Annotated in this window: 22 protein-coding genes; 12 read left to right on the top strand and 10 right to left on the bottom strand. The window is 60.8% G+C overall.

Annotated elements, in window-relative coordinates; all coding sequences use genetic code 11:
• Window positions 1-112: 112 nt before the first annotated feature.
• The 7 genes from AC19YS_RS04075 to AC19YS_RS04045 all read left to right on the top strand — a co-directional run bounded on the left by AC19YS_RS04075 (window position 113) and on the right by AC19YS_RS04045 (window position 7951).
• Entirely contained in the window at window positions 113-1249 is a 1137-nt protein-coding gene (locus AC19YS_RS04075) for a branched-chain amino acid ABC transporter substrate-binding protein (RefSeq protein ID WP_106577646.1), read from the top strand.
• 232 nt (window positions 1250-1481) lie between these two features.
• Window positions 1482-2396, top strand: a complete 915-nt coding sequence (locus AC19YS_RS04070; RefSeq protein ID WP_053254074.1) for an ABC transporter permease subunit — start codon at window positions 1482-1484, stop codon at window positions 2394-2396.
• 2 nt (window positions 2397-2398) lie between these two features.
• Window positions 2399-3676, top strand: a complete 1278-nt coding sequence (gene livM / locus AC19YS_RS04065; protein WP_106577647.1) for a high-affinity branched-chain amino acid ABC transporter permease LivM — start codon at window positions 2399-2401, stop codon at window positions 3674-3676.
• Window positions 3673-4548 (top strand): ABC transporter ATP-binding protein, encoded by an 876-nt coding sequence (locus AC19YS_RS04060; protein WP_119737880.1) that lies wholly within the window; start codon window positions 3673-3675, stop codon window positions 4546-4548. The genes livM and AC19YS_RS04060 overlap by 4 nt, the downstream gene beginning before the upstream one ends.
• Window positions 4545-5261 carry an ABC transporter ATP-binding protein gene (locus AC19YS_RS04055; RefSeq protein WP_069786861.1) on the top strand — a complete coding sequence of 239 codons (717 nt, stop codon included), beginning with the start codon at window positions 4545-4547 and terminating at the stop codon, window positions 5259-5261. The genes AC19YS_RS04060 and AC19YS_RS04055 overlap by 4 nt, the downstream gene beginning before the upstream one ends.
• Before the next feature lie 822 nt (window positions 5262-6083).
• A complete protein-coding gene (locus AC19YS_RS04050) occupies window positions 6084-6848 on the top strand; it encodes an SDR family oxidoreductase (RefSeq protein WP_200624039.1) in 765 nt (254 codons plus the stop codon).
• A 197-nt stretch (window positions 6849-7045) separates the two neighbouring features.
• Window positions 7046-7951 (top strand): cation diffusion facilitator family transporter, encoded by a 906-nt coding sequence (locus AC19YS_RS04045; RefSeq protein WP_106577649.1) that lies wholly within the window; start codon window positions 7046-7048, stop codon window positions 7949-7951.
• A 120-nt stretch (window positions 7952-8071) separates the two neighbouring features.
• Here the strand turns inward: AC19YS_RS04045 and AC19YS_RS04040 are convergent, their stop codons facing one another.
• The 5 genes from AC19YS_RS04040 to ureE form a co-directional block, all read right to left on the bottom strand.
• Window positions 8072-9193 (bottom strand): AGE family epimerase/isomerase, encoded by a 1122-nt coding sequence (locus AC19YS_RS04040; protein WP_500600997.1) that lies wholly within the window; start codon window positions 9191-9193, stop codon window positions 8072-8074.
• Window positions 9194-9374: 181 nt separating this feature from the next.
• Window positions 9375-9947: a HupE/UreJ family protein gene (locus AC19YS_RS04035; protein WP_119737876.1), complete on the bottom strand. Its 573-nt coding sequence runs from the start codon at window positions 9945-9947 to the stop codon at window positions 9375-9377.
• Window positions 9948-9971: 24 nt separating this feature from the next.
• The gene (ureG, locus tag AC19YS_RS04030; protein ID WP_017849719.1) at window positions 9972-10586 is read right to left on the bottom strand and encodes an urease accessory protein UreG; all 615 of its coding nucleotides are present in this window, start codon (window positions 10584-10586) and stop codon (window positions 9972-9974) included.
• Between the two features lie 26 nt (window positions 10587-10612).
• Window positions 10613-11287 (bottom strand): urease accessory protein UreF, encoded by a 675-nt coding sequence (locus AC19YS_RS04025; protein ID WP_200624041.1) that lies wholly within the window; start codon window positions 11285-11287, stop codon window positions 10613-10615.
• Window positions 11284-11784: an urease accessory protein UreE gene (gene ureE, locus AC19YS_RS04020; RefSeq protein ID WP_119737872.1), complete on the bottom strand. Its 501-nt coding sequence runs from the start codon at window positions 11782-11784 to the stop codon at window positions 11284-11286. The genes AC19YS_RS04025 and ureE overlap by 4 nt, the downstream gene beginning before the upstream one ends.
• A 339-nt stretch (window positions 11785-12123) precedes the next feature.
• Here ureE and AC19YS_RS04015 point away from each other — a divergent pair, with 339 nt between their 5' ends.
• On the top strand, window positions 12124-12594 hold the full coding sequence (locus tag AC19YS_RS04015; protein ID WP_200624042.1) for a C40 family peptidase: 471 nt from the start codon (window positions 12124-12126) through the stop codon (window positions 12592-12594).
• A 5-nt stretch (window positions 12595-12599) separates the two neighbouring features.
• Here AC19YS_RS04015 and AC19YS_RS04010 read toward each other — a convergent pair whose 3' ends face one another.
• Window positions 12600-13232, bottom strand: a complete 633-nt coding sequence (locus AC19YS_RS04010; RefSeq protein WP_053254084.1) for a TetR family transcriptional regulator — start codon at window positions 13230-13232, stop codon at window positions 12600-12602.
• Between the two features lie 151 nt (window positions 13233-13383).
• On the bottom strand, window positions 13384-13755 hold the full coding sequence (locus AC19YS_RS04005; RefSeq protein ID WP_106577655.1) for a hypothetical protein: 372 nt from the start codon (window positions 13753-13755) through the stop codon (window positions 13384-13386).
• Window positions 13756-14123: 368 nt separating this feature from the next.
• Between AC19YS_RS04005 and AC19YS_RS04000 the strand changes: the two genes are divergently transcribed.
• A complete protein-coding gene (locus AC19YS_RS04000; RefSeq protein ID WP_200624043.1) occupies window positions 14124-16190 on the top strand; it encodes an AsmA family protein in 2067 nt (688 codons plus the stop codon).
• A gap of 1258 nt (window positions 16191-17448) precedes the next feature.
• Here AC19YS_RS04000 and AC19YS_RS03995 read toward each other — a convergent pair.
• Window positions 17449-17979, bottom strand: a complete 531-nt coding sequence (locus AC19YS_RS03995; protein ID WP_106577657.1) for a ferritin-like domain-containing protein — start codon at window positions 17977-17979, stop codon at window positions 17449-17451.
• Between the two features lie 98 nt (window positions 17980-18077).
• Window positions 18078-18989: a LysR substrate-binding domain-containing protein gene (locus AC19YS_RS03990; protein ID WP_200624044.1), complete on the bottom strand. Its 912-nt coding sequence runs from the start codon at window positions 18987-18989 to the stop codon at window positions 18078-18080.
• A gap of 126 nt (window positions 18990-19115) precedes the next feature.
• Here AC19YS_RS03990 and AC19YS_RS03985 point away from each other — a divergent pair, with 126 nt between their 5' ends.
• A complete protein-coding gene (locus tag AC19YS_RS03985; protein ID WP_200624045.1) occupies window positions 19116-19757 on the top strand; it encodes an FMN-dependent NADH-azoreductase in 642 nt (213 codons plus the stop codon).
• Window positions 19758-19835: 78 nt separating this feature from the next.
• Entirely contained in the window at window positions 19836-20726 is an 891-nt protein-coding gene (locus AC19YS_RS03980; RefSeq protein WP_500600995.1) for an esterase/lipase family protein, read from the top strand.
• A gap of 114 nt (window positions 20727-20840) precedes the next feature.
• Here the strand turns inward: AC19YS_RS03980 and AC19YS_RS03975 are convergent, their stop codons facing one another.
• Entirely contained in the window at window positions 20841-21728 is an 888-nt protein-coding gene (locus tag AC19YS_RS03975) for a DMT family transporter (protein ID WP_214248080.1), read from the bottom strand.
• 97 nt (window positions 21729-21825) lie between these two features.
• Here AC19YS_RS03975 and AC19YS_RS03970 point away from each other — a divergent pair, with 97 nt between their 5' ends.
• Window positions 21826-22614 (top strand): AraC family transcriptional regulator, encoded by a 789-nt coding sequence (locus tag AC19YS_RS03970; RefSeq protein WP_119737859.1) that lies wholly within the window; start codon window positions 21826-21828, stop codon window positions 22612-22614.
• Window positions 22615-22673: the final 59 nt, after the last annotated feature.

Below are 22673 nucleotides of genomic sequence, written 5' to 3'. Positions count from 1 at the left end.
AGAATAAAAACGTAATGGCACGCGGCTTGCTCTGGGCTTTCCCTGAAAGTTTCAGTTGAAGGTTCGCAGTGAAATCGTAGTGCCAATAAACAAAAACCTCGGAGCACCACTCATGTCCCAGACGTTTTACAAGAAAGGTTTTCTGGCCCTCGCCGTTGCAGCGGCGCTGGGTGTTTCTGCGTTTGTTCAAGCTGATGTGAAGATTGGCGTAGCGGGGCCGATGACGGGCGCCAACGCAGCTTTCGGTGAGCAGTACATGAAGGGTGCCCAAGCGGCAGCCGATGTGATCAACAAGGCCGGCGGGATCAACGGCGAGCAACTCAAGCTGGTGGCCGGCGATGACGCCTGTGAGCCGAAGCAGGCCGTGGCCGTAGCCAACCGCCTGGCGGACCAGGACAAAGTGATCGGCGTGGTCGGGCACTTCTGCTCCTCCAACACCATCCCGGCCTCCGAGGTGTACGACGAAGCCGGCATCATCATGATCACCCCGGGCTCCACCAACCCACAGGTGACCGAACGTGGCCTGGGCGCGGTGTTCCGTATGTGCGGGCGTGATGACCAGCAAGGCATCGTCGCCGGCGACTACATCGTCGACGTGCTCAAGGGCAAGAAAGTCGCGGTCATCAACGACAAAGACACCTACGGCAAAGGCCTGGCCGACGCCACCGCTCAGCAGTTGACCAAGCGTGGCGTCAAGCCGGTGCTGGAAGAAGGCCTGACCCGTGGCGAGAAAGACTTCAGCGCCCTGGTCACCAAAATCCGCTCCACCGGTGCCGATGTGGTGTACTTCGGCGGCCTGCACCCTGAAGCCGGTCCACTGGTGCGCCAGATCCGTGAAGCGGGCCTCAAGGACGTCAAGTTCATGTCCGATGACGGCGTCGTCACCGACGAACTGGTCGCCACCGCAGGCGGCGCGCAATACGTCGACGGCGTTTACATGACCTTCGGCGCCGACCCGCGCCTGCTGCCAGACAGCAAGACCGTCGTGGAAGAGTTCCGCAAAAACGGCACCGAGCCTGAAGGCTACACCCTGTACGCCTATGCCTCGATCCAGGCCCTGGCCGCTGGCTTCAACGGCGCCAAGTCCAATAAAGGCGAAGACGCCGCCAAGTGGCTGAAATCGCACCCGGTCAAAACCGTGATGGGCGAGAAAAACTGGGACGCCAAGGGCGACCTGAAAATCTCCGACTACGTGGTTTACCAGTGGGATAAAGACGGCAAATACCACCAGCTGGAAAAGCAGAAGTAAGAACAAACACGATCGTTTAAGCGCCTCGATCCCCTGTGGGAGCTGGCTTGCCTGCGATAGCGGTTTCACCTTCAACACAGGTGTTGGTTGTCAGTCCGTCATCGCGGGCAAGCCCGGCTCCCACAGGGAGCGCGGTTGCTCGCACCATCGTGTCAGGCGACAAGTCTGTCTTTTCCTCCAGAAGCGCCGCACACCCACCGGTGTGCAGGTGCTCACCGCGTGAGATTGCGTTATGGATGGTATTTTCCTGCAGCAACTGGTCAACGGCCTGACCCTCGGGTCGGTCTATGGCCTGATCGCCATCGGCTACACAATGGTCTACGGCATCATTGGCATGATCAACTTCGCCCATGGCGAGGTTTATATGATTTCCGCTTACCTCGCGGCGATCAGTCTGGCACTGCTGGCTTACTTCGGCATCGAATCCTTCCCGCTGCTCATTCTCGGCACCCTGATATTCACCGTGGTCGTCACCGGCGTTTACGGTTGGGTCATCGAGCGTGTCGCCTACAAACCGCTGCGCAACTCCACCCGACTGGCACCGCTGATCAGCGCCATCGGCATCTCCCTGATCCTGCAAAACTATGCGCAGATCGCTCAGGGCGCGAAACAACAAGGCATTCCTACCCTGCTGGCCGGCGCCTGGCGCGTCGATATCGGCAGTGGGTTCGTGCAGTTGACCTACACCAAGGTGTTCATCCTGGTGGCCGCGTTTCTGGGCATGGGGCTGCTGACCTACATCATCAAGTACACCAAGCTGGGCCGCATGTGCCGCGCGACCCAGCAAGACCGCAAGATGGCGTCGATCCTCGGCATCAACACCGACCGGGTGATCTCTTATGTGTTCGTGATTGGTGCAGCGATGGCGGCCCTGGCTGGCGTGCTGATTACCCTCAACTACGGCACGTTCGACTTCTACGCCGGCTTCATCATCGGCATCAAGGCGTTTACCGCAGCGGTACTCGGCGGCATCGGTTCCCTGCCTGGGGCCATGCTCGGCGGGATCATCCTGGGTATCTCCGAGTCGCTGTTCTCGGGGTTGATCAACTCTGACTACAAAGACGTGTTCAGTTTCTCCCTGCTGGTGGTGATTCTGATTTTCCGTCCTCAGGGCCTGCTTGGTCGTCCGCTCGTGGCGAAGGTGTAAACATGTCTGCTGCCAAATCTATCGATATCAAGAAAAGTGTGGTCGATACGGTCCTCGCCGGGCTGATTTCGTTGATCGTCTTCGGTCCGATTGTCGGCGTGGTGCTCGACGGCTACAGCTTCAACCTGGAACCGGCGCGCGTGGCGATCCTGGTCGCCATTGTGATGGCTGGCCGTTTTGCCCTCAGCCTGTTCCTGCAAACCCCCAAGGGCCTGAAGATTCTGCAGGGTTTCGAGAGCAGTGGCTCCGGCGTGCACGTGTTGCCGCCCGACTACAAATCACGCCTGCGCTGGATCATCCCGGCGCTGATCGTGATCGCCATCGTGTTCCCGATCTTCGCCAACAAGTACCTGCTGACCGTGGTCATTCTCGGGCTGATCTACGTGTTGCTCGGCCTGGGCCTGAACATCGTGGTGGGCCTGGCCGGCCTGCTCGACCTGGGTTACGTGGCGTTCTACGCCATCGGTGCCTACGGCCTGGCGCTGGGTTATCAATACCTGGGCCTGGGCTTTTGGAGCGTGCTGCCACTGGCGGCCATTGCCGCCGCGTTAGCGGGCTGCATACTCGGCTTCCCGGTACTGCGAATGCACGGTGACTATCTGGCCATCGTGACCTTGGGCTTCGGTGAAATCATCCGCCTGGTGCTGAACAACTGGCTGTCGTTTACCGGCGGCCCGAACGGCATGCCGGTGCCTTCGCCGACCTTCCTGGGCCTTGAGTTCGGGCGCAAGGCGAAGGACGGTGGAATACCGTTCCATGAGTTCTTCGGCATCGATTACAACCCCAATATCAAGTTCATGTTCATCTACATCGTGCTGTTCCTGGTGGTGCTGGCTGTTCTGTACATCAAGCACCGCCTGACCCGCATGCCGGTCGGCCGCGCCTGGGAAGCCTTGCGCGAAGATGAAATCGCCTGCCGTTCCATGGGCCTGAACCACGTGTTGGTCAAGCTCTCGGCGTTCACCATCGGCGCATCGACTGCTGGTTTGGCCGGGGTGTTTTTTGCCAGCTATCAAGGCTTCGTCAACCCGTCGTCGTTCACCTTCTTCGAATCGGCTCTGATCCTGGCCATCGTGGTGTTGGGCGGCATGGGCTCGACGGTCGGCGTGGTGATTGCGGCGTTTGTATTGACCGTCGCGCCGGAGTTGCTGCGCAGCTTCTCGGAGTACCGAGTGCTGCTGTTTGGCGTGTTGATGGTGGTGATGATGATCTGGCGGCCACGCGGCCTGATTCGCATCAGCCGTACCGGTGTGACCCCACGTAAAGGAGTGGCGCCATGAGCAAGGAAGTCGTCCTGTCCGTGGAACATTTGATGATGCACTTCGGTGGCATCAAGGCCTTGAGCGATGTGAGCCTCAAGGTCGAACGCAACTCGATCTTCGCCCTGATCGGCCCCAACGGCGCCGGCAAGACCACGGTGTTCAACTGCCTGACCGGTTTCTACAAGGCCAGTGGCGGCAAGATCCAACTCAACATCCGCGGCAAGCAGACCAACGTGATCCAGTTGTTGGGCGAGCGCTTCAAGGTCACCGACTTTGTGTCGCCGAAAAGCTTCTTCAGCCGCGTTTACTACAAGATGTTTGGCGGCACTCACCTGGTCAACCGTGCCGGGCTGGCGCGCACCTTCCAGAACATTCGCCTGTTCAAGGAAATGTCGGTGCTGGAGAACCTGCTGGTGGCCCAGCACATGTGGGTCAACCGCAACATGCTCGCCGGCATCCTCAACACCAAGGGCTACCGCAAGGCCGAGAGCGATGCGCTCGACCACGCCTTCTACTGGCTGGAGGTGGTCGACCTGGTGGACTGCGCCAACCGCCTGGCCGGCGAGCTTTCCTACGGCCAGCAGCGCCGCCTGGAAATCGCCCGTGCCATGTGCACCCGGCCGCAGATCATCTGCCTGGACGAACCGGCAGCCGGCCTTAACCCGCAGGAAACCGAAGCGCTCAGCGCGATGATTCGCCTGCTGCGCGACGAACACGACCTCACGGTGGTGCTGATCGAACACGACATGGGCATGGTGATGAGTATTTCCGACCACATTGTGGTGCTCGACCACGGCAACGTGATCGCCGAGGGCGGCCCCGAAGCGATCCGCAACGACCCGAAAGTGATTGCCGCCTACCTGGGCGCCGACGAAGAGGAGCTGGTATGAGTGCACCTATCCTCGAAATGAAGGACCTGGACGTGTTTTACGGCCCGATCCAGGCCCTGAAAAAAGTCTCGCTGCACATCAACGAAGGCGAAACCGTCAGCCTGATCGGCTCCAACGGCGCGGGTAAATCCACGCTGCTGATGTCGATTTTCGGCCAACCGCGCGCCGAGTCCGGGCAGATCCTCTACAACGGCGTCGACATTACCCATAAGTCGTCCCACTACATCGCCTCCAACGGCATTGCGCAGTCGCCCGAAGGGCGGCGGGTGTTCCCCGACATGACCGTCGAGGAAAACCTGCTGATGGGCACCATCCCGATCGGCGACAAGTACGCGCAGGAAGACATGCAGCGCATGTTCGAGTTGTTCCCGCGGCTCAAGGAGCGGCGCACCCAGCGCGCCATGACCATGTCCGGTGGCGAGCAGCAAATGCTCGCCATCGCCCGCGCGCTGATGAGCCGGCCCAAGCTGTTGCTGCTCGACGAGCCGAGCCTGGGCCTGGCGCCGATTGTGGTGAAGCAGATCTTTGCGACCTTGCGTGAACTGGCGGCGACCGGGATGACTATCTTCCTGGTGGAGCAGAACGCCAACCATGCGTTGCGCTTGTCGGACCGGGCGTATGTGATGGTCAACGGTGAGATTCGCCTGACCGGCACTGGGAAGGAGCTGCTGGTGAACGAGGAAGTGCGTAATGCCTACTTGGGCGGGCACTGATCTGAAGGCTTGATGCAATAACCCCTGTGGGAACCAGCTTTATGTGGGAGCTGGCTTGCCTGCGATGCGAACACTTCGGTCTGTCAGGCAAACCGAGGTGATGCTATCGCGGGCAAGCCCGACTCCCACATAAGGCCGGTTCCCACATTTGTTTTTGGGGTGTTCACAGGCTCCCCGCCAAATTGTGGAAAACAAATCCAGCCACCCTCCAAAGCGCGACATATAGCCGCCGCAAATCCCTGTTTTGTCACAGTTTTGACTTGTCCCCATCCGCTGTGGAACCGGCTGTGGGTAACGTGGGAGTAGCTGGCTGGACGCCTTTAAAACCGTGGCTTGCAGGGCGGTGGTTGTTTATTGATCAGCGGTTTTTTCGGGACCTGTCGAGCGCTTTGTCAACCTGTTTAAAGACACAGGTATATGACCGATTTATGTCGTCTTGGCCTGTGGATAAGTCTGTGACTAAACTCTGGAAAGACGGCCGCAGAGGCCGGAATGACTGGCCTGGAGCCATCGTTCGAGTTTGCCTTTGTTAACCGGGCCTACATACGGCCCGTCCAAGGTCAAGCAAAAAACTTTCTAAAACTGCCTGCAGGCCTTGTACACAGCGGCTTTTGGCTTTTTGCACTTGCCCCCAAAGACTGTGGGCGCAGTTGTGGATAACCTGCGCGCATATGGCTGCAGGCCACGGTCTATAAGGCCTCGCTCGCGATGGTTAAAAATTGACCAGCATGGCATGAAGGTGTGTGCACAGCGGTTGCCGCAATCGCGGCGTAAGGGCATTCTGCTGGCAACTTTTTCCCAGATGCCCGCAAGGAGAACACCATGTCCGACACGCTGTTTATTACTGGCGCAACCTCAGGTTTCGGCGAAGCCTGCGCCCGCCGCTTTGCCGACGCCGGTTGGAAACTGGTGCTCACCGGCCGTCGTGCCGACCGTTTGAATGCACTGGTCGAAGAGCTTTCCAAGCAAACCGAAGTGCACGGGCTGGTCGTGGACGTTCGTGACCGCAAGGGCATGGAAGACGCCATCGCCAACCTGCCGCCATCGTTCGCCACGCTGCGCGGGCTGATCAACAACGCCGGCCTGGCCGTGGGCACTGACCCTGCGCCCAAATGCAGCCTCGACGATTGGGAAACCATGGTCGACACCAACATCAAAGGCCTGCTGACCACCACCAGCTTGCTGCTGCCACGCCTGATCGCTCACGGCCGTGGCGCCGGGATCATCAACCTGGGCTCCATCGCCGGCAGCTACCCGTACCCGGGCAGCCACGTGTATGGCGGGTCCAAGGCATTCGTGAAGCAGTTCTCGCTTAACCTGCGTTGCGACCTGCAAGGCACCGGGGTGCGCGTGACCAACATCGAACCAGGCCTGTGCGAGAGTGAATTCTCGCTGGTGCGCTTCGGCGGCGACCAGGCGCGTTACGACGCGACCTACGCCGGTGCTGAGCCGATCCAGCCGCAGGACATTGCCGACACCATCTTCTGGGTGCTGAACACGCCGGCGCACGTGAATATCAACCGGTTGGAGTTGATGCCGGTTAGCCAGACTTGGGCTGGGTTTGCGATTGAGCGTGGGGCCAAGTAAGGCTTAAGACCGAGTCGCTGCCATCGGGGGCAAGCCCCCTCCCACACTCAACCGGGTTTCAACTTTGAAATGCGGTCAAATGTGGGAGGGGGCTTGCCCCCGATGGCGTCAAATCGGCCAAAACACGACATAAGGTACACTCCACCCCTGAAAACCCCTCCGCACTGTGCGGTTTAAAGGTTTTGACGGGAGGAAATGTGAGTAACCGAGGTGAGCAGGCACTGCTCAAACAATCGACGATTCTGATGTTCGCGGTAGCGATCGCCGGGATTGTCACGGGTGTGATATCTGGCGCCCAATCCATTCTGTTCGACGGCTTTTTCTCGCTGATCGCCACCGCCATCAAGGTGTTGATGCTGATCACGGCCAAGCTGATCGCCAAAAAAAGCAACGAGCGTTTCCAGTTTGGCTATTGGCACCTGGAGCCGATGGTATTGCTGATTGAAGGCAGCTTTTTGCTGCTGATCGCCATCTACGCGTTTCTCAACGGCGTGTTCGGCATTATCAATGGCGGGCGCGAGATCGAGTTGGGCCTGGTGATTGTCTATGCGGCGGTGTTTACCGTCGTCGAATTCGCCTACTTCTTCTACGTGCGCTACCGCAATCGCAAGCTGAAATCTTCGCTGATCCAGTTCGACAACATCAGTTGGCTGGTGGACGCGATGCTTTCGGTGGGCTTGCTGATCAGCTTTCTCGCCGCGCTGTTGCTCAAGTCTCAGGGGTATGACGAGTGGGCGGTGTATGTCGACCCGCTGATCTTGATCCTGTTGGCCCTGAGCATGCTGGCGCCGGCGTTCAAGATCTTGCGCCCGGCCTTGCGCGAAGTGCTGGGGATTGCCCCGGATCACTTGGACGACAAGGTGCGCGAAGTGATGGATGCGGCGCTAGCCAAGCATGGTTTCGATGACTACGAGTCCTACGTGCAAAAACACGGGCGGGCGCGGTTTATCGAGATTCATGTGGTGCTGCCAGCGGATTACCCGGTGGACAACGTCGCGACCCTCGACGCGCTGCGCGAAGAGATATCCACAGCGCTGGGCACGCCGGATGCGGCGCGCTGGTTGACGATCAGCTTTACCGGGGATCGCAAGTGGATTGCCTAACAGGCAGATAGACCGAGGTGAGGCATTCGCGAGCAAGCCCGCTCCCACACCTGACCGCGGCCAACCCTTGGAATGCGGCCGAATGTGGGAGCGGGCTTGCTCGCGAAGAGGCCCTGAAAGTCAGCCCAGATACTGGATCAAACCCTGATAGCAGGTCGCCAAGTGATACGGCGTGGTCGACGGCATGTCCCGTCGGCTCACGGCGCCCTTGGCATCCAGGCATTCATGCCAGCCTGTGTCATGCAAAAAGTGCTGTTGCAGCGCCAGCAATTGGCGTTGCAGCACCGCCTCGCTGGCAGGCCGCAAGGTCAGCGCGCGCAGGTATTCAGCCTGGGCCCAGATCCGTTGAGTGCCATCGCGCACCGTGCCGTCCAGGGCGAGCATGCCGCTGACCGCGCCGCTCGATTTATCCACACCCTTGAGCTCGGCGTAGGCAAACGCCCGCGTCAACGAGGCATGCAGCGCGGTGCCGCGAAGCACGTCTGAAGACGCCAGCAAAAAGAACCATTCGAACTGGTGGCCCGGCTCAAACCAGTTATCCACAGCGCCCAGTGGTTTTTCCATCATCACGCCGTGCTGGCGGTCGATGAAGCGCTTCTGCATAGCCGTGGCAAGGTCCAGCAGTGCATCTTGGGTGACGGCGTCTTCACGCACGGCCAGGGTGGCGAGAAAGCCTTCGGCCAAGTGCATCAGCGGGTTTTGCAGCGGGCCGGACTTGAGGGATGACCAGTTGCGTTCCAATACCGCTTCGTACAGGCCGTCGCCTGTGGCGAAACGGTCGGCGACCACGGCCAGCGCCGCATCGAGCACCGATTCCACCAACGGTTCACGCACTTTGGCCCAGTAGTGGGCACAGGCGAAGATGATAAAGGCGTGGGTGTAGAGGTCTTTGCGCTTATCCAGCGGTTTGCCGTGCGCGTCGATGCTGTAGAACCAGCCGCCGTGCTCGGCGTCGTGAAAGTGCCGTTGCAGGGAGCGAAACAGCGCCGCCGCGCGCGCTTCGGCAAACGCCGCCTGCGGCTCGCCGATCAGGCTGGCGAACAGGTACAGCTGCCGCGCGCAGGCCATGGCCCGGTAGCGTTGCGGGGGCAAAGGCTGGTGATGGGCGTCCAGCGCCTCATAGGGCAACGCCAGCTCGGCATTCCAGCCCGGGCCCTGCCACAGCGGCACGATCAGGTCATGGAAGTGCGTGAGCACGGCATTCAACGAAGGCTGGGAGGCGGAACTTGGAGCGGTGGGCATCGGCTGGCGTCGTCACGGCAGGGGTGTAGGCGCGCATGGTAGCAGGCTTGGGATGGCTGGTGGTTTTGAGACCGCGTTCGCGAGCAAGCCCGCTCCCACATTCGACCGCTTTCCAACGCTAGGACGCGGTTAAATGTGGGAGCGGGCTTGCTCGCGAAGAGGCCTTCAGCAGCGCCGCACATCAGCCCGCCAGCAACCAAACCCCCGTCGCCGCCGAAGCCGCCCCGGCCACCCGCACCAACGGCGCAGCCGCCGCCGGCAGAAAACGCACCACCGCATACCCGGCCGCGTGCAACACCGCCGTCGCGCCGACGAAACCGGCCGCATACGCCCAAGGGCTGGACATGTCCGGCAGCTCCAAGCCGTGCGCCACGCCATGGAACAGTGCAAACAACGCCGTGGCAGCCACCGCGACGAACAGTGGCGGCCGCACCGCCAGCGCCACGGCCAGGCCCAGCGCCAGCACCGAGGCCGCGATCCCGCTTTCCAGTGCCGGCAGTTCCAGGCCTTCAAAGCCCAGCAGGCCGCCAATCAGCATGGTGCCGACAAAGGCGCAAGGCAGCGCCCAGCGTGCGTTGCCTTTTTGCTGCGCCGCCCAGAGGCCGACGGCGACCATGGCCAGTAAGTGATCGATGCCGCCCAGTGGGTGGCTGATGCCGGCTACCAGCCCGTTATCGCCATGCCCGGGGTGAGCGAAGGCGAGGGCCGGGGTGAGCAGCAAGGCTGCGGTCGCGAGAAGTTTGTTGAGACCCATGAACAGGCTCCTTTTAGGGTGATGTCAGGCTGCGGTCAGCAAGCCCTGACGTTCGATAAAGGCGACGATTTCATCCAGGCCGACGCCGGTTTTCTGGTTGCTGAACACGAAGGGCTTGCCGTTGCGCATCCGCTGAGTGTCGCTGTTCATCAATTCCAGCGAGGCGCCCACCAGCGGCGCCAGGTCGATCTTGTTGATGACCAGCAGATCGGATTTGCAAATACCGGGCCCGCCCTTGCGCGGCAGCTTGTCGCCGGCCGACACATCGATCACGTAGATAGTCAGGTCTGACAGTTCAGGGCTGAAGGTGGCCGACAAGTTGTCGCCGCCGGACTCCACCAGAATCAGGTCCAGGCCGGGGAAGCGGCGGTTGAGCTGGTCCACTGCTTCGAGGTTGATCGAGGCGTCTTCACGAATCGCGGTGTGCGGGCAGCCGCCGGTTTCCACGCCGATGATGCGCTCCGGCGCCAAAGCCTGGTTGCGCACCAGGAAGTCGGCGTCTTCGCGGGTGTAGATGTCGTTGGTCACCACGGCCAGGTTGTAGCGATCGCGCAGCGCAAGGCAGAGCGCAAGGGTCAGGGCCGTCTTACCGGAGCCCACCGGGCCGCCGATGCCGACACGCAAGGGTTGTGTGTTCATGTGCTTCTCCACAGAAGTAAAAGGGCTTAGGAACGGAACAGGCGGCTGTACTGGCGCTCGTGGGCCATGCACGCCAGGGACAGGCCGAAGGCGGCGCTGCCAAAAGAGTCGGGGCCCAGGCGGCCGGCGTCGTGTTGGGCTTGCTGCAGCAACGGCAGTAGCTCACTGGTCAGGCGCTGGGCGGCTTGCTGGCCCAACGGCAACGTTTTCATCAGCACGGCAAGCTGGTTTTCCAGCCAGCTCCATAGCCAGGCGGCGAGGGCGTCATCAGGGCTGATCTGCCACGCGCGGGCCGCCAGCGCCCAGCCCAGGGCCAGGTGCGGTTCGGCGCAGCTGTCCACAAATGCGCGCGCGGCGGTGTCCAGTTCCGGCAAACCACTGAGCAGTTGCTGCAGGGAGTAGCCCATTTGCCGGCTCTCCTGGTACAGCTCGCGGGTTTCGCGGCTGGCGCGGTGTTCTTCGCATAACTGTGTCAGGCGCGGCCAGTCCTGGTCCGCCGCCGCGCGGCAATGGGCGAGTAGCAAGGGCGCTTCGAAGCGCGCCAGGTTGAGCAGCAACTGGTCGCTGATCCAGCGACGGGCGCTGGCGGCATCATTGACGCGGCCATTTTCCACGGCCATTTCCAGGCCTTGGGAATAGCTGTAGCCACCAATCGGCAATTGCGGACTGGCCAGACGCAACAGCGCCCAGGCTGGGTTCATGGACGTACGCCGAACTGGTGCAGCTTGGGCGGGTAGTTGAAGTCTTCGTCGCCATGGCGCGAATGATGATGGCCGCCGCCGTAGGCGCCGTGTTCCGGTTGGAACGGCGCTTCGAGGGTTTCGGTCTGCGCCCCGAGCTGTTCGAGCATGGCCTTGAGCACGTAGTCATCCAGCAGGCGTAGCCAGCCATCGCCCACTTGCAGGGCGACGTGGCGGTTGCCGAGGTGGTAGGCGGCGCGGGTCAGTTCAAACGCACTGCTGCAGGTGACGTGCAGCAGTTGTTCAGGGCGCGCGACGACGCGTACGACGCGTCCGTCTTCAGCCTGTAGGAACTCGCCATCATGCAACGGCGGCTGACCGCGCTCCAGAAACAGGCCGACGTCTTCGCCGTCGGCACTGAAACAGCGCAGCCGGCTTTTGCTGCGTGCTTCGAAATTCAGCAGCAGCTCAGCGGCCCAGAGGGTTTGAGGCGCGATTCGGCGGTGGATCACCAGCATCAGGAGGCTTCCAGCTATGAGCGATAAGAGTGCTAGAGCAAGGGGCTTGCCAATCACGCACGCGCGTGGGAAATCCTTGTAGGCAAGCACCGGCGTGCCACCGAATAGGGCGTCAGTCGATTCTGACAGTGCTTCTAATTGGTGCGTGACAGGATTTATAGCACCGGATGTGGGCGTTTTGCGTTGAGATCCGTAGCGCGCTGCATGAAATTTCTTTCATCTGATTCGTGCTGGAATTTTCCAGGAATTGACCTACACGAACGCCGGATAGGGCGTTCAAGAACTTACGGGCTGTTTCATTAGGATATTCGCCGTCCTTAATTCACCGCGGCGTCGATCATGTTCAAAGGTTTTACGTGTCTGGTCATTTTCAGTCTGTGGTGTGCCGCGGGGTCGGTTGCGGCCAATGCGCTGCCTGGCGCGCCGATCACGCGTGTTGTCGACCGCGCCCATGCGTTGCTCGGCACACCTTATAACGGCAGCGGCAACAGCGTCGGCCAAGGGTTCGATTGCAGCGGCCTGCTGGTCTATCTGTTCAAGACCGAAGCCAATATCCGCCTGCCGCGCACTACATCGCAAATGCATCGATCAAGCGCCGCGACGGTTCAGAGAGCCGCGCTCAAGCCGGGCGATGCGGTGTTTTTCAAGGGCAATGGCAGTGGGCAGATCAGCCATGTCGGCCTGTATGTGGGCAAAGGCAAATTTATCCACTCGCCCAGCACCGGCAAGCGCGTGCGCATCGATTCGTTGAGCAGCCGTTATTGGAAAAAGCACTACACCACTGCCAAACGCTTTCACGCGGCGGGCTGATCGGCTTACTCGGTGCTGCCCAGGCCTTGCCAATGCTTGAGGCCGATGAAGATAAAGCGCAATTGCTGGGTGATTTTCGCCTGGGGCGTGAGGTGGGCAGGCAGGGCCTGGGCCGGCGGGTCGATAATGTCGGGCAGGGTGGCGAATACACTTTTGACGATCAGGTCGGCCATCACGTGCAGGCCTTCGGCATCCAGGTGCTGGAGCTTGGGCATCAGCGTGAGGTCAGCCGCCAGGTCACTGGTGATGTCTTCGCGCAAGGCGCCGATGGCTTGGCGCACGGCCAGGCAGCCGCCGTATTGCTCGCGGGCCAGGAACAGAAATTGCGATCGGTTGGCCGACACCACATCCAGAAAAATCCGCACGGACGCATCAATGATGCCGCCCATCACGAACTCGTTGTGGCGTACCAGGCGAATTGTGGCGCGGAAGGTTTGGCCGACTTCACTTACCAGCACCAGGCCCAGCTGATCCATGTCGTCAAAATGGCGATAGAAGCCGGTCGGCACAATGCCAGCGGTCTTGGCCACTTCGCGCAGGCTCAGGCTGCCGAACCCGCGGCCACACTCCATCAGATGGCGGGCTGCGTCCATCAAAGCGAGGCGGGTCTGTTGCTTCTGTTCAGCGCGGGGCAGCATCGGCGGGCGGACTTTGTCGGCAAGTACAGCGACGCACTCTAGCAAAACAGCTTCGTCGGCGTCGAACTTGGCGGGAGTGAGGCGGGAGGCGGTCTGTCAAAAAGCAAAAGCCCGATCGGCTGATCGGGCTTTTTTCTCGGCCACCACGGGCTTAGCTCTGTGCTTGATGCAGTTCTTGCAGACGATCAGCACCGCCTTCGGCAACGCCATCGGTGTAGGCGCGTTTGTTGGCTTGTTCAGCACCGCCTTCTACCAGACCTTTCTGTTCCAGGCGATCACGGCCACCTTCAGCAACACCTTCGGTGTAAGCACGTTTGTTGGCGTGTTCCGAACCATTTTCTGCAACGGCGCCTTTGGCGTAGTCACGGTTTTCGTCTTCTTGCGAACCGCTGCGAGCCAGGGTTTGGCTGGATTGAACGGCTTGAGCTTTGTTCTGTGGGGTGGCTTGTTCAGTGGCTGGCAGGGCAAAGGCGCTGGAAGCCAGGACAGACAGCAGAACAGTAGCGAGTATTTGGCGTTTCATGAGGGTTGCTCCTTAGGAGGGCGATAAAGTGGGTACAGGGCTAATGCTACTCTCGATAAGTCGATATAAAAGTTCATAAACACAATGGTAATAATCAACAGAATTGATTGTTCCCATCAGAGGCTCTAGAACGCGCCTCTCAAGCCCGCGGTTTTGCACCATGGTGGGTATTTTCGACCCGTTCATGGGTAACACCGGTGCATTGTTGATGGTTTGGTCGATTCGAGCTGTAGGAGGAATCGCTTTTTTTGCTCGGAATTCGTACTTGGGCTAAACCCCCACGCCATTTGTCAGTCGTAGCCTTATAAGCTGTAGTCAAAAGGTGCGTGGCAACGCGCACCCTCAGTCGTAACCAGGAGTCCTGTGCAATGACGCGCACTCGTAAAATCGTCGCTTGGAGCTGCGCCAGCTTCGTTCTGTTAATCGCCGTGGTGGTCTTGGTGCTGGTGTTCTTTGACTGGAACCGCATAAAACCGCCGATCAATGCCAAGGTCTCCGAAGAGCTGCATCGCCCCTTTGCCATCAATGGCAACCTGGCGGTGGTGTGGGCGCGTGAGCCTGACGAAGGCGGCTGGCGTGCCTGGGTGCCGTGGCCGCACGTGATTGCCGAAGACCTGACGCTGGGTAACCCGGACTGGTCGAAAAAACCGCAGATGGTCACGCTCAAACGCGTGGAACTGCGCATTTCACCGCTGGCGCTGCTGGCGCAGCGTGTGGTGATTCCACGTATCGACCTCACCGAGCCGAGTGCCGACCTGCAGCGCCTGGCCGACGGTCGCGCCAACTGGACCTTCAAGTTCGATCCCAAAGACCCCAACGCCGAGCCGTCCAGCTGGGTGGTGGACATCGGTGCCATCGGCTTCGACAAGGGCCACGTGACCCTGGACGACCAGACGCTCAAGAGTCAGTTGGACGTCATCATTGACCCGCTGGGTAAACCGATTCCCTTCGGCGAGATCGTCGGCGACGCCGATGCCAAGAAGGCCCTGGAAAAAGGTTCGGCGCCTCAGGATTACGCGTTTGGCCTCAAGGTCAAAGGCCAGTACCACGGCCAGAAACTCGAGGGCACGGGCAAGATCGGCGGCCTGCTCGCCTTGCAGGACGCGGCCAAGCCGTTCCCGCTGCAAGCCCAGGTGAAAATCGCCGACACCAGCATCGCGCTGGCCGGCACCCTGACCGACCCGCTGAACCTTGGCGCCCTGGACCTGCGCCTGAAACTCGCCGGCAGCAGCCTGGGCAATCTGTACCCACTGACCGGCGTGACGCTGCCAGATTCGCCGGCCTATTCCACTGACGGCCACCTGATCGCCAAACTGCATGAAACCAGCGGCGCGTCATTCCGCTACGAGAACTTCAACGGCAAGATCGGCGACAGCGACATCCATGGCAACCTGGCTTACGTCGCCAGCCAGCCACGGCCCAAACTCAGTGGCGCGTTGGTTTCCAACCAACTGCTGATGGCGGACCTCGCGCCCTTGATCGGCGCCGACTCCAACGCCAAGCAAAAAGCCCGCGGTGGTGAAAGCAAGCAACCGGCGACCAAAGTGCTGCCGGTGGAAGAGTTCCGCACCGAGCGCTGGCGCGAGATGGACGCCGACGTAGAGTTCACCGGCAAGCGCATCGTGCACAGCGCTGAATTGCCGTTCACCGACCTCTACACCCACTTGGTGCTCAATGACGGCGAACTCAGCCTGGAACCCCTGCGTTTCGGCGTCGCCGGCGGCAAGCTGGATGCGCAGATTCGCTTGAACGGTCGCACCGTGCCGATGGAAGGTCGCGCCAAACTCACCGCGCGTAACTTCAAGCTCAAACAGCTGTTTCCAACCTTCGAGCCAATGAAAACCAGCTTCGGTGAACTCAACGGCGACGCGGACATTTCGGGGCGCGGCAATTCCGTGGCGGCGCTGCTGGGCACGTCCAACGGCGACCTGAAAATGCTCATCAACGATGGCGCGATCAGCCGTGGGCTGATGGAAATTGCCGGGCTCAACGTAGGCAACTACGTGGTGGGCCGCTTGTTTGGCGACAAGGAAGTGAAGATCAACTGCGCGGCGGCAGACTTCGGTATCAAGACCGGCCTGGCGACGACGCGTTTGTTTGTGTTCGATACCGAGAACGCGATCATCTACATCGACGGCACGGCGAACATGGCGACCGAACAACTGGACCTCACCATCACGCCGGAGTCCAAGGGCTTTCGGCTGTTCTCCCTGCGTTCGCCGCTGTACGTCAACGGTCCGTTTATCAAGCCTAATGCGGGCGTGAAAGCCATTCCTCTGGCCCTGCGCGGCGCCGGCATGGTCGCGCTGGGCGTCATCGCCGGCCCAGCCGCCGGGTTGCTGGCATTGGTAGCACCGAGCGGCGATGAGCCGAACCAGTGCGCACCGTTGTTGCAGCAGATGAAGGAAGGCAAAGCGCCGAAAACCGTGAGGTAACTGACAAATCGAAAACCAAAAGTGGGAGCTGGCTTGCCTGCGATAGCGGTGGATCAGTCGATACTTTCATCAACTGACACTGCGCTTTCGCGAGCAAGCCCGCTCCCACAGGGGGCAGCGGTGTGGCGGATGGCAGGACTGACAAAATATCTGCCCTGTCAGGCGCGAAAACGGTGAATGAGTAACTGACGAAACCCAAAACCAAATGTGGGAGCTGGCTTGCCTGCGACAGCGGTGGCTGAGTCAATATCTTCATTGACTGACCCACCGCTTTCGCGAGCAAGCCCGCTCCCACAGGGATTCAGCGGTGTGGCGGGTGGCAGGGTTGACAAAATATCTGCCCTTTCAGCCGCCGGACACGGTGAAAAAGTAACTGACGAAACCCAAAACCAAATGTGGGAGCTGGCTTGCCTGCGAAGGCGATGGCTGAGTCGATATCTTCATTGGCTGGGCCACCGCTTTCGCGGGCAAGCCCGCTCCCACAGGGTTCAGCACTGTGGCGGGTTACTGGGCTAACAAAATATCCACCCTGATCAGCCGCCGGACACGGCGAAGGAGTAACTGACGCAACCCAAAACCAAATGTGGGAGCTGGCTTGCCTGCGATAGCGGTGGTTGAGTCGATATCTTCATTGGCTGGCCCACCGCTTTCGCGGGCAAGCCCGCTCCCACAGGGGTTCAGCGGTGTGGCGGGTGGCAGGGCTGGCAAAGTATCCGCCCTGATCAGCCGCCGGACACGGTGAAAAAGTAACTGACGCAAGCCAAAACCAAATGTGGGAGCTGGCTTGCCTGCGAAGGCGATGGCTGAGTCGATATCTTCATTGGCTGGGCCACCGCTTTCGCGGGCAAGCCCGCTCCCACAGGGTTCAGCACTGTGGCGGGTTACTGGGCTAACAAAATATCCACCCTGATCAGCCGCCGGACACGGCGAAGGAGTAACTGACGCAACCCAAAACCAAATGTGGGAGCTGGCTTGCCTGCGATAGCGGTGGTTGAGTCGATATCTTCATTGGCTGGCCCACCGCTTTCGCGGGCAAGCCCGCTCCCACAGGGGTTCAGCGGTGTGGCGGGATACAGGGCTCTCAAAGTATCCGCCCTGTCAGGCGCCGAAAACAGTGAAAGAGTAACTGACGCAACCCAAAACCAAATGTGGGAGCTGGCTTGCCTGCGATAGCGGTGGTTCAGTCGACACTTTCATCAACTGACACTGCGCTTTCGCAAGCAAGCCCGCTCCCACATGGGTTCAGCGGTATGGCGGGTTACAGGTCCTGCAGAATATCCGCCATGTCGTCGGCGTGTTCTTCTTCCTGGGCCAGGATTTCTTCAAAGATGCGACGCGTGGTCGGGTCTTTGTCGCCGATGTACTGGATGATTTCGCGGTAGCTGTCCACGGCAATGCGCTCGGCTACCAGGTCTTCGTAGACCATTTCCTTCAGGTTGTTGCCCGCCACGTATTGAGCGTGGGAGTTTTTCGACAGCAAGTCGGGGTTGAATTCCGGCTCGCCGCCCAGTTGCACGATGCGCTCGGCCAGTTTGTCGGCGTGCTCGGCTTCCTGGGTGGCGTGCTCCAGGAACTCATCGGCCGCGACGCTGGCTTTCAGGCCGGTGGCCATGAAGTAGTGGCGTTTGTAGCGCAGCACGCACACCAGCTCGGTAGCCAGTGACGCGTTGAGCAGGCGAATGATTTCTTCGCGGTCAGCGTCGTAGCCTTCGGTGACGGCGCCGTTTTCGACGTTCTGGCGGGCGCGTGAGCGCAGGGTCGCAACGTCAGTCAAATGTGCTTCAGTCATCTCAATCTCCTGGTGCTAATCCGGTTTTACGCCACGCTCTGCCGGCGTGATCGCTCCAAGTTGTGAGTGCTGCGCGACGCAAAAAGTTTTATCGGATTTTAAAGTGTCTGGCCGGACAGCTTCGCTTGCGCCTGTACCCACTGGAAAAACGCGCGCACCGGCGGATGCCGTTCACGGCCCGGCACGCAAAGCGCACTGTAACCGGCCCCTTGCACGCTGATCTGCGGCCGGTAGGGCACCAGTAAGCCGGTGGCAACGCTTTCCGACACCAGAATATTGCTTGCCAGCACCAGGCCCTGGCCGGCGATCGCCGCTTGCAGCGCGTAATGCTCTTCGTCGTATTCGCGCAACGGCAGTGCGTGGTTCAGCCAAGTCTCGCCGGCCTTTTCGCACCAGGCTTGCCAGCCGAGGGCATAGAGCCGGGAATTGTGCCAGCGCACGCTGATCAGCGTCGGCACTTGCGCGCTGGCCCGCGCGACCACGTCAGGCGCGCCATACACCGCAAAGCACTCATCGAACAGGCACTGGCCGTAGAGATTCGGGTAATCGCCGATGCTGTAGCGAATCACCAGATCGATGCTGGCGTCCTGCTGCAGGTCGACCACCTCGCACTGGGTGTCCAGGCGCAAGTTGATATCCGGGTGGGCGGTGTAGAAGCGCCCCAGTCGAGGCACCAGCCACAGGGCTGCAAACGCCGGCGTAGTGGACACCGTGAGATGGCCGGCGCTGCGCTGCGGGCGCAGGCTGTCGACGCTTTGCGCCACGTCCAGCAGGGCGCCGTGCACGCTGTGAAACAAGCGCTCGCCGCCTTCGGTCAGGCGCACCTGCCGCGGCAGGCGTTCGAACAATCGCACGCCCAGCCAGGTTTCCAGCGCGCGGATCTGGTGGGACACCGCCGTGGGTGTGACTGACAGTTCCTGGGCAGCAGCCTTGAAGCTCAACAGGCGCGAGGCTGATTCAAAGGTGCGCAGGGCAGTAAGGGGCAGCGAGGCAAACATCAGGGGCTCCATGAATGAGATGAATTCATCTGGAATAACTATTGCTCATTTGTCGGTCAGCGCGCCCGGCTCTAGATTTGCGAGCAAGCGCGGCAGTTATACCGATTGCCCGAGTCTACCCTGTGAAGGTTTTAACAGATGAAAAAAATGCTAGTGGTCCACGCCAGCCCGCGTGGCGAACGTTCTCACTCCCGGCGTTTGGCCGAATCGTTTCTCGATGCCTGGCAGGCGGCCAACCCTGATGCGCAGATCACCCGGCGCGAAGTCGGTCGGGCTTTTATTCCGCATGTCAGCGAGGCGTTCGTCGCGGCAAATTTTTACCCCGAGCCGCAGTCCCTGCCGAAGGTGATGAAGGCCGACCTGCAACTGAGTGACGAGCTGGTCGGCGAGCTGATTGAACATGAGCGGCTGGTGATTTCCATGCCGCTGTACAACTTCGGTGTACCCAGCGGCCTCAAGGCCTGGATCGATCAAATCGTGCGCATGGGGCTGACCTTCGACATCAGTCACGACAGCCAGGGCATCGCGCACTACCAGCCGTTGCTCAAGGGCAAGCGCGCACTGATCATCACCAGCCGTGGCGGCAACGGGTTTGGCCCCGGTGGCGAAAACGAGGCGATGAACCACGCCGACCCGCACCTGCGCACAGCGCTGGGTTACATCGGCATCGATGACATTCGGGTGATCGCTGCCGAAGGTGAAGAGTCGGACAAAAGCGTGTTCCTGCGTGCCTGTGTGGAAGCCGAGCGCCAGCTGCACGACCTGGCGGGGCATTTCTAAAGCGCTGGCGGTCACGGGGCGGTCATCTCGCGTGGTCTAGGATGACCGTATCGTCTTCCCGATCAGGATATCCGCTGCATGGACGAATCCCTCGCCACGCGTTACCCGCTTGTGTTGGTGCCCGGCATGCTGGGTTTTGTGCGCCTGGGGCTGTTCCCCTACTGGTACGGCATTGTCCCGGCGTTGCGGGCGGGCGGCGCGCAGGTGTTCCCGGTGCAGGTGGCGCCGCTGAACGCCAGTGAGGTGCGCGGCGAGCAGTTGCTGGCCCAGATCGAGCGCATTCGCCGGCAAACAGGTACCGAAAAGGTCAACCTGATCGGGCACAGCCAGGGCTCGCTGACGGCACGTTACGCGGCGGCCATGCGTCCAGAATGGGTGGCGTCGGTGACATCGGTGGCCGGGCCTAACCATGGCTCGGAATTGGCAGACCACTTCCAGGTTCATTACCCCGCAGACCATTGGAAGGGCCGGCTCGTAAGCGCGGTGCTGCATTTGGCTGCCTGGGTGATGGGCGTGCTTGAGACCGGCTATCGCGGGCCGCGCTTCAAGGCGGATGTGCAGGCCTCGCACCAGTCCCTGACCTGCGAAGGCGTGGCGCTGTTCAACCGTCAGTTCCCTCAGGGTTTGCCGTCAACATGGGGCGGGCAGGGCGCCGAGGTGGTCAACGGCGTGCGTTATTACTCGTGGTCCGGCACCTTGCAGCCGGGCAAGACCGATCGCGGGCGTAACCTGCTGGACGGCACACACCGCAGTTGTCGGTTGTTTGCGCGTAGCTTTGTGCGCGAAAAAGGCCAGTGCGACGGCATGGTCGGGCGCTACAGCTCACACTTGGGGCTGGTGATTGGCGATGACTACCCGCTGGACCACTTTGATATCGTCAACCAGTCGATGGGGCTGGTGGGCAAGGGGGCGGAGCCGATTCGGTTGTTTGTTGAACATGCGCAGCGGTTGAAGGCTGCCGGGGTTTAGCAGGTGGGCCGCGTCATCGTTCATCGCAGGCAAGCCAGCTCCCACATTCGCCCCCATTCCAAGGTTGGAACACGGTCAGCTGTGGGAGCCGGGCTTGCCCGCGATAGCGGTCTATCAGGCGACGCTGACCTCTTGGCGCACCGGCGTGGTCCAGCGCTCCGACAAAATCACCCCGCCCAATGTCAGCAATCCACCCACCAAGTGGTACATCGCCAGCTCTTCCTTGAGCACCACCGCCGCAATCAGCGCGGTAATCAACGGCAGCAGGTTGAAAAACAGCGTGGTGCGGCTTGGCCCCAAGGTCTTCACCGAATGCATCCACGCCAACGGCGCGAGCATCGAGGCGAGCAGGCAGGCATACAGCACCAGCGGAATATTCGCCCAGCCCAGGCCAGCCTTGTTCGAGAACAGGAACAATGGAAACAGCACCACCACCGCCACCAGCACCTGCAAATACAGCAACACCAGGGGCGGCAGGCGCAACTGCCATTTTTTCAGCAGCGTGCTGTAAACCGCATAGGCCAGGGTGGCGATCAGCATCATGGCGTCGCCCAGGTTGAGCCCGTGTTGCAGCAACGCGCCCAGACTGCCGGCCGACACCACCACCACCACGCCGGCAAACGACAGTACCGCACCGGTCAGCGCGCCGAAGGTCAGGCGCTGGCCGAGGCTGATAATGGCGGCGGTCAATGCCATCAACGGCATCAGCGAAAGGATGATGCCCATGTTGGTCGCCGAGGTCAGGGCCGCGGCGTAGTAGGCCAGGCTTTGATACACCGCCATACCCAATACGCCGAGGATGAAGATCTTGCCTAGGTTCGGGCGAATCAGCGGCCAGTTGGCGATCACCGGCTTGAGCATGAACGGGGTAAACAGCAGCGCCGCCAGCAACCAGCGGTAAAAGCCGATTTCTGCCGGGAAGAGGGTGCCCACGGCCAGTTTGTTGACCACGGTATTACCGGCCCAGATGAAGATGGCCAGCAGGGGATACGCGTATTGCATTGAAAGGAACCAGGTGTGTTGATGAGGCGGGATTATCCCTTGTCTGGATCGAAGCCTATACTGCGATCCAGACAACCGACCTTTGTATCCAGACAATATGGCCAGACACACCGTACGCCTCGCGGATTTCCACAGCCTGCCGAGCCCGGTCTACTTTCGTTACTCCGATTTCGCTCCCGACACCGAGTGCACCCCGCACCGGCATTTCTGGGGTTCGCTGGACTATTCGGCCAACGGCGTGATGCGCATGGAAGTGGCCGGCAGCCGCTTTATGTCGCCGCCGCAGTACGCGGTGTGGATCCCGCCGAACACCGAGCACAGCTCCTACAACGCCCAGGCGATTGTCTATCGTTCGGTAGGCCTGGCCCCGGAACTCTGCGAGCAATTGCCACAGGCGCCGTGCACCCTGGCGATCAGCGAGATTCTCAAAGCCATCCTCAGCGACTTTGCCCAGCGTGACGTCAATATCCCGCAGACCGAAGCCGATATCCGTTTGGCCCAGGTGCTGGTGGACCAACTCAAACAAGCGCCGATTCACGATTGCTTCCTGCCCTACGCGCGTCACCCCGGCCTGCTCGGTGTGCTTGAAGGCATGCAGGCCGCGCCCGGGGACAACCGCCCGTTGGCGCACTGGGCCGAGCAGGTGCATGTGAGCGAACGCACCCTGGCGCGGCAATTTGTGCGGGAATTGGGCATGAGCTTTGGCGAATGGCGCCAGCGCCTGCGCTACCTTGCGGCCATCGAGGCTCTCGACAGCGAGCGCAGCGTGCAACACGTGGCATTTGACCTGGGTTACAGCACCGCCTCGGCGTTCATCGCGATGTTCCAGCGCCACGCCGGCTGCACACCGGAGCAGTATCGTCGAACTAATATTCGCGGTCGGTGAAGATGTAACGGGCTTTGACTACACTCCTGCGTAGGCCGTGCCCCCCCGGCACGGTAACA

The organism is Pseudomonas sp. MF08831 (assembly GCF_059862645.1).
This window is presented reverse-complemented; position numbering and strand designations above follow the sequence as displayed.

Bases quoted from the DNA above. Each gene is read 5' to 3' on its own strand.
- AC19YS_RS04075 (WP_106577646.1), top strand. From the start codon at position 113: ATGTCCCAGACGTTTTACAAGAAAGGTTTTCTGGCCCTCGCCGTTGCA.
- AC19YS_RS04070 (WP_053254074.1), top strand. From the start codon at position 1,482: ATGGATGGTATTTTCCTGCAGCAACTGGTCAACGGCCTGACCCTCGGG.
- livM (WP_106577647.1), top strand. From the start codon at position 2,399: ATGTCTGCTGCCAAATCTATCGATATCAAGAAAAGTGTGGTCGATACG.
- AC19YS_RS04060 (WP_119737880.1), top strand. From the start codon at position 3,673: ATGAGCAAGGAAGTCGTCCTGTCCGTGGAACATTTGATGATGCACTTC.
- AC19YS_RS04055 (WP_069786861.1), top strand. From the start codon at position 4,545: ATGAGTGCACCTATCCTCGAAATGAAGGACCTGGACGTGTTTTACGGC.
- AC19YS_RS04050 (WP_200624039.1), top strand. From the start codon at position 6,084: ATGTCCGACACGCTGTTTATTACTGGCGCAACCTCAGGTTTCGGCGAA.
- AC19YS_RS04040 (WP_500600997.1), bottom strand. From the start codon at position 9,193: ATGCCCACCGCTCCAAGTTCCGCCTCCCAGCCTTCGTTGAATGCCGTG.
- AC19YS_RS04035 (WP_119737876.1), bottom strand. From the start codon at position 9,947: ATGGGTCTCAACAAACTTCTCGCGACCGCAGCCTTGCTGCTCACCCCG.
- ureG (WP_017849719.1), bottom strand. From the start codon at position 10,586: ATGAACACACAACCCTTGCGTGTCGGCATCGGCGGCCCGGTGGGCTCC.
- AC19YS_RS04025 (WP_200624041.1), bottom strand. From the start codon at position 11,287: ATGAACCCAGCCTGGGCGCTGTTGCGTCTGGCCAGTCCGCAATTGCCG.
- ureE (WP_119737872.1), bottom strand. From the start codon at position 11,784: ATGCTGGTGATCCACCGCCGAATCGCGCCTCAAACCCTCTGGGCCGCT.
- AC19YS_RS04015 (WP_200624042.1), top strand. From the start codon at position 12,124: ATGTTCAAAGGTTTTACGTGTCTGGTCATTTTCAGTCTGTGGTGTGCC.
- AC19YS_RS04010 (WP_053254084.1), bottom strand. From the start codon at position 13,232: ATGCTGCCCCGCGCTGAACAGAAGCAACAGACCCGCCTCGCTTTGATG.
- AC19YS_RS04005 (WP_106577655.1), bottom strand. From the start codon at position 13,755: ATGAAACGCCAAATACTCGCTACTGTTCTGCTGTCTGTCCTGGCTTCC.
- AC19YS_RS04000 (WP_200624043.1), top strand. From the start codon at position 14,124: ATGACGCGCACTCGTAAAATCGTCGCTTGGAGCTGCGCCAGCTTCGTT.
- AC19YS_RS03995 (WP_106577657.1), bottom strand. From the start codon at position 17,979: ATGACTGAAGCACATTTGACTGACGTTGCGACCCTGCGCTCACGCGCC.
- AC19YS_RS03990 (WP_200624044.1), bottom strand. From the start codon at position 18,989: ATGGAGCCCCTGATGTTTGCCTCGCTGCCCCTTACTGCCCTGCGCACC.
- AC19YS_RS03985 (WP_200624045.1), top strand. From the start codon at position 19,116: ATGAAAAAAATGCTAGTGGTCCACGCCAGCCCGCGTGGCGAACGTTCT.
- AC19YS_RS03980 (WP_500600995.1), top strand. From the start codon at position 19,836: ATGGACGAATCCCTCGCCACGCGTTACCCGCTTGTGTTGGTGCCCGGC.
- AC19YS_RS03975 (WP_214248080.1), bottom strand. From the start codon at position 21,728: ATGCAATACGCGTATCCCCTGCTGGCCATCTTCATCTGGGCCGGTAAT.
- AC19YS_RS03970 (WP_119737859.1), top strand. From the start codon at position 21,826: ATGGCCAGACACACCGTACGCCTCGCGGATTTCCACAGCCTGCCGAGC.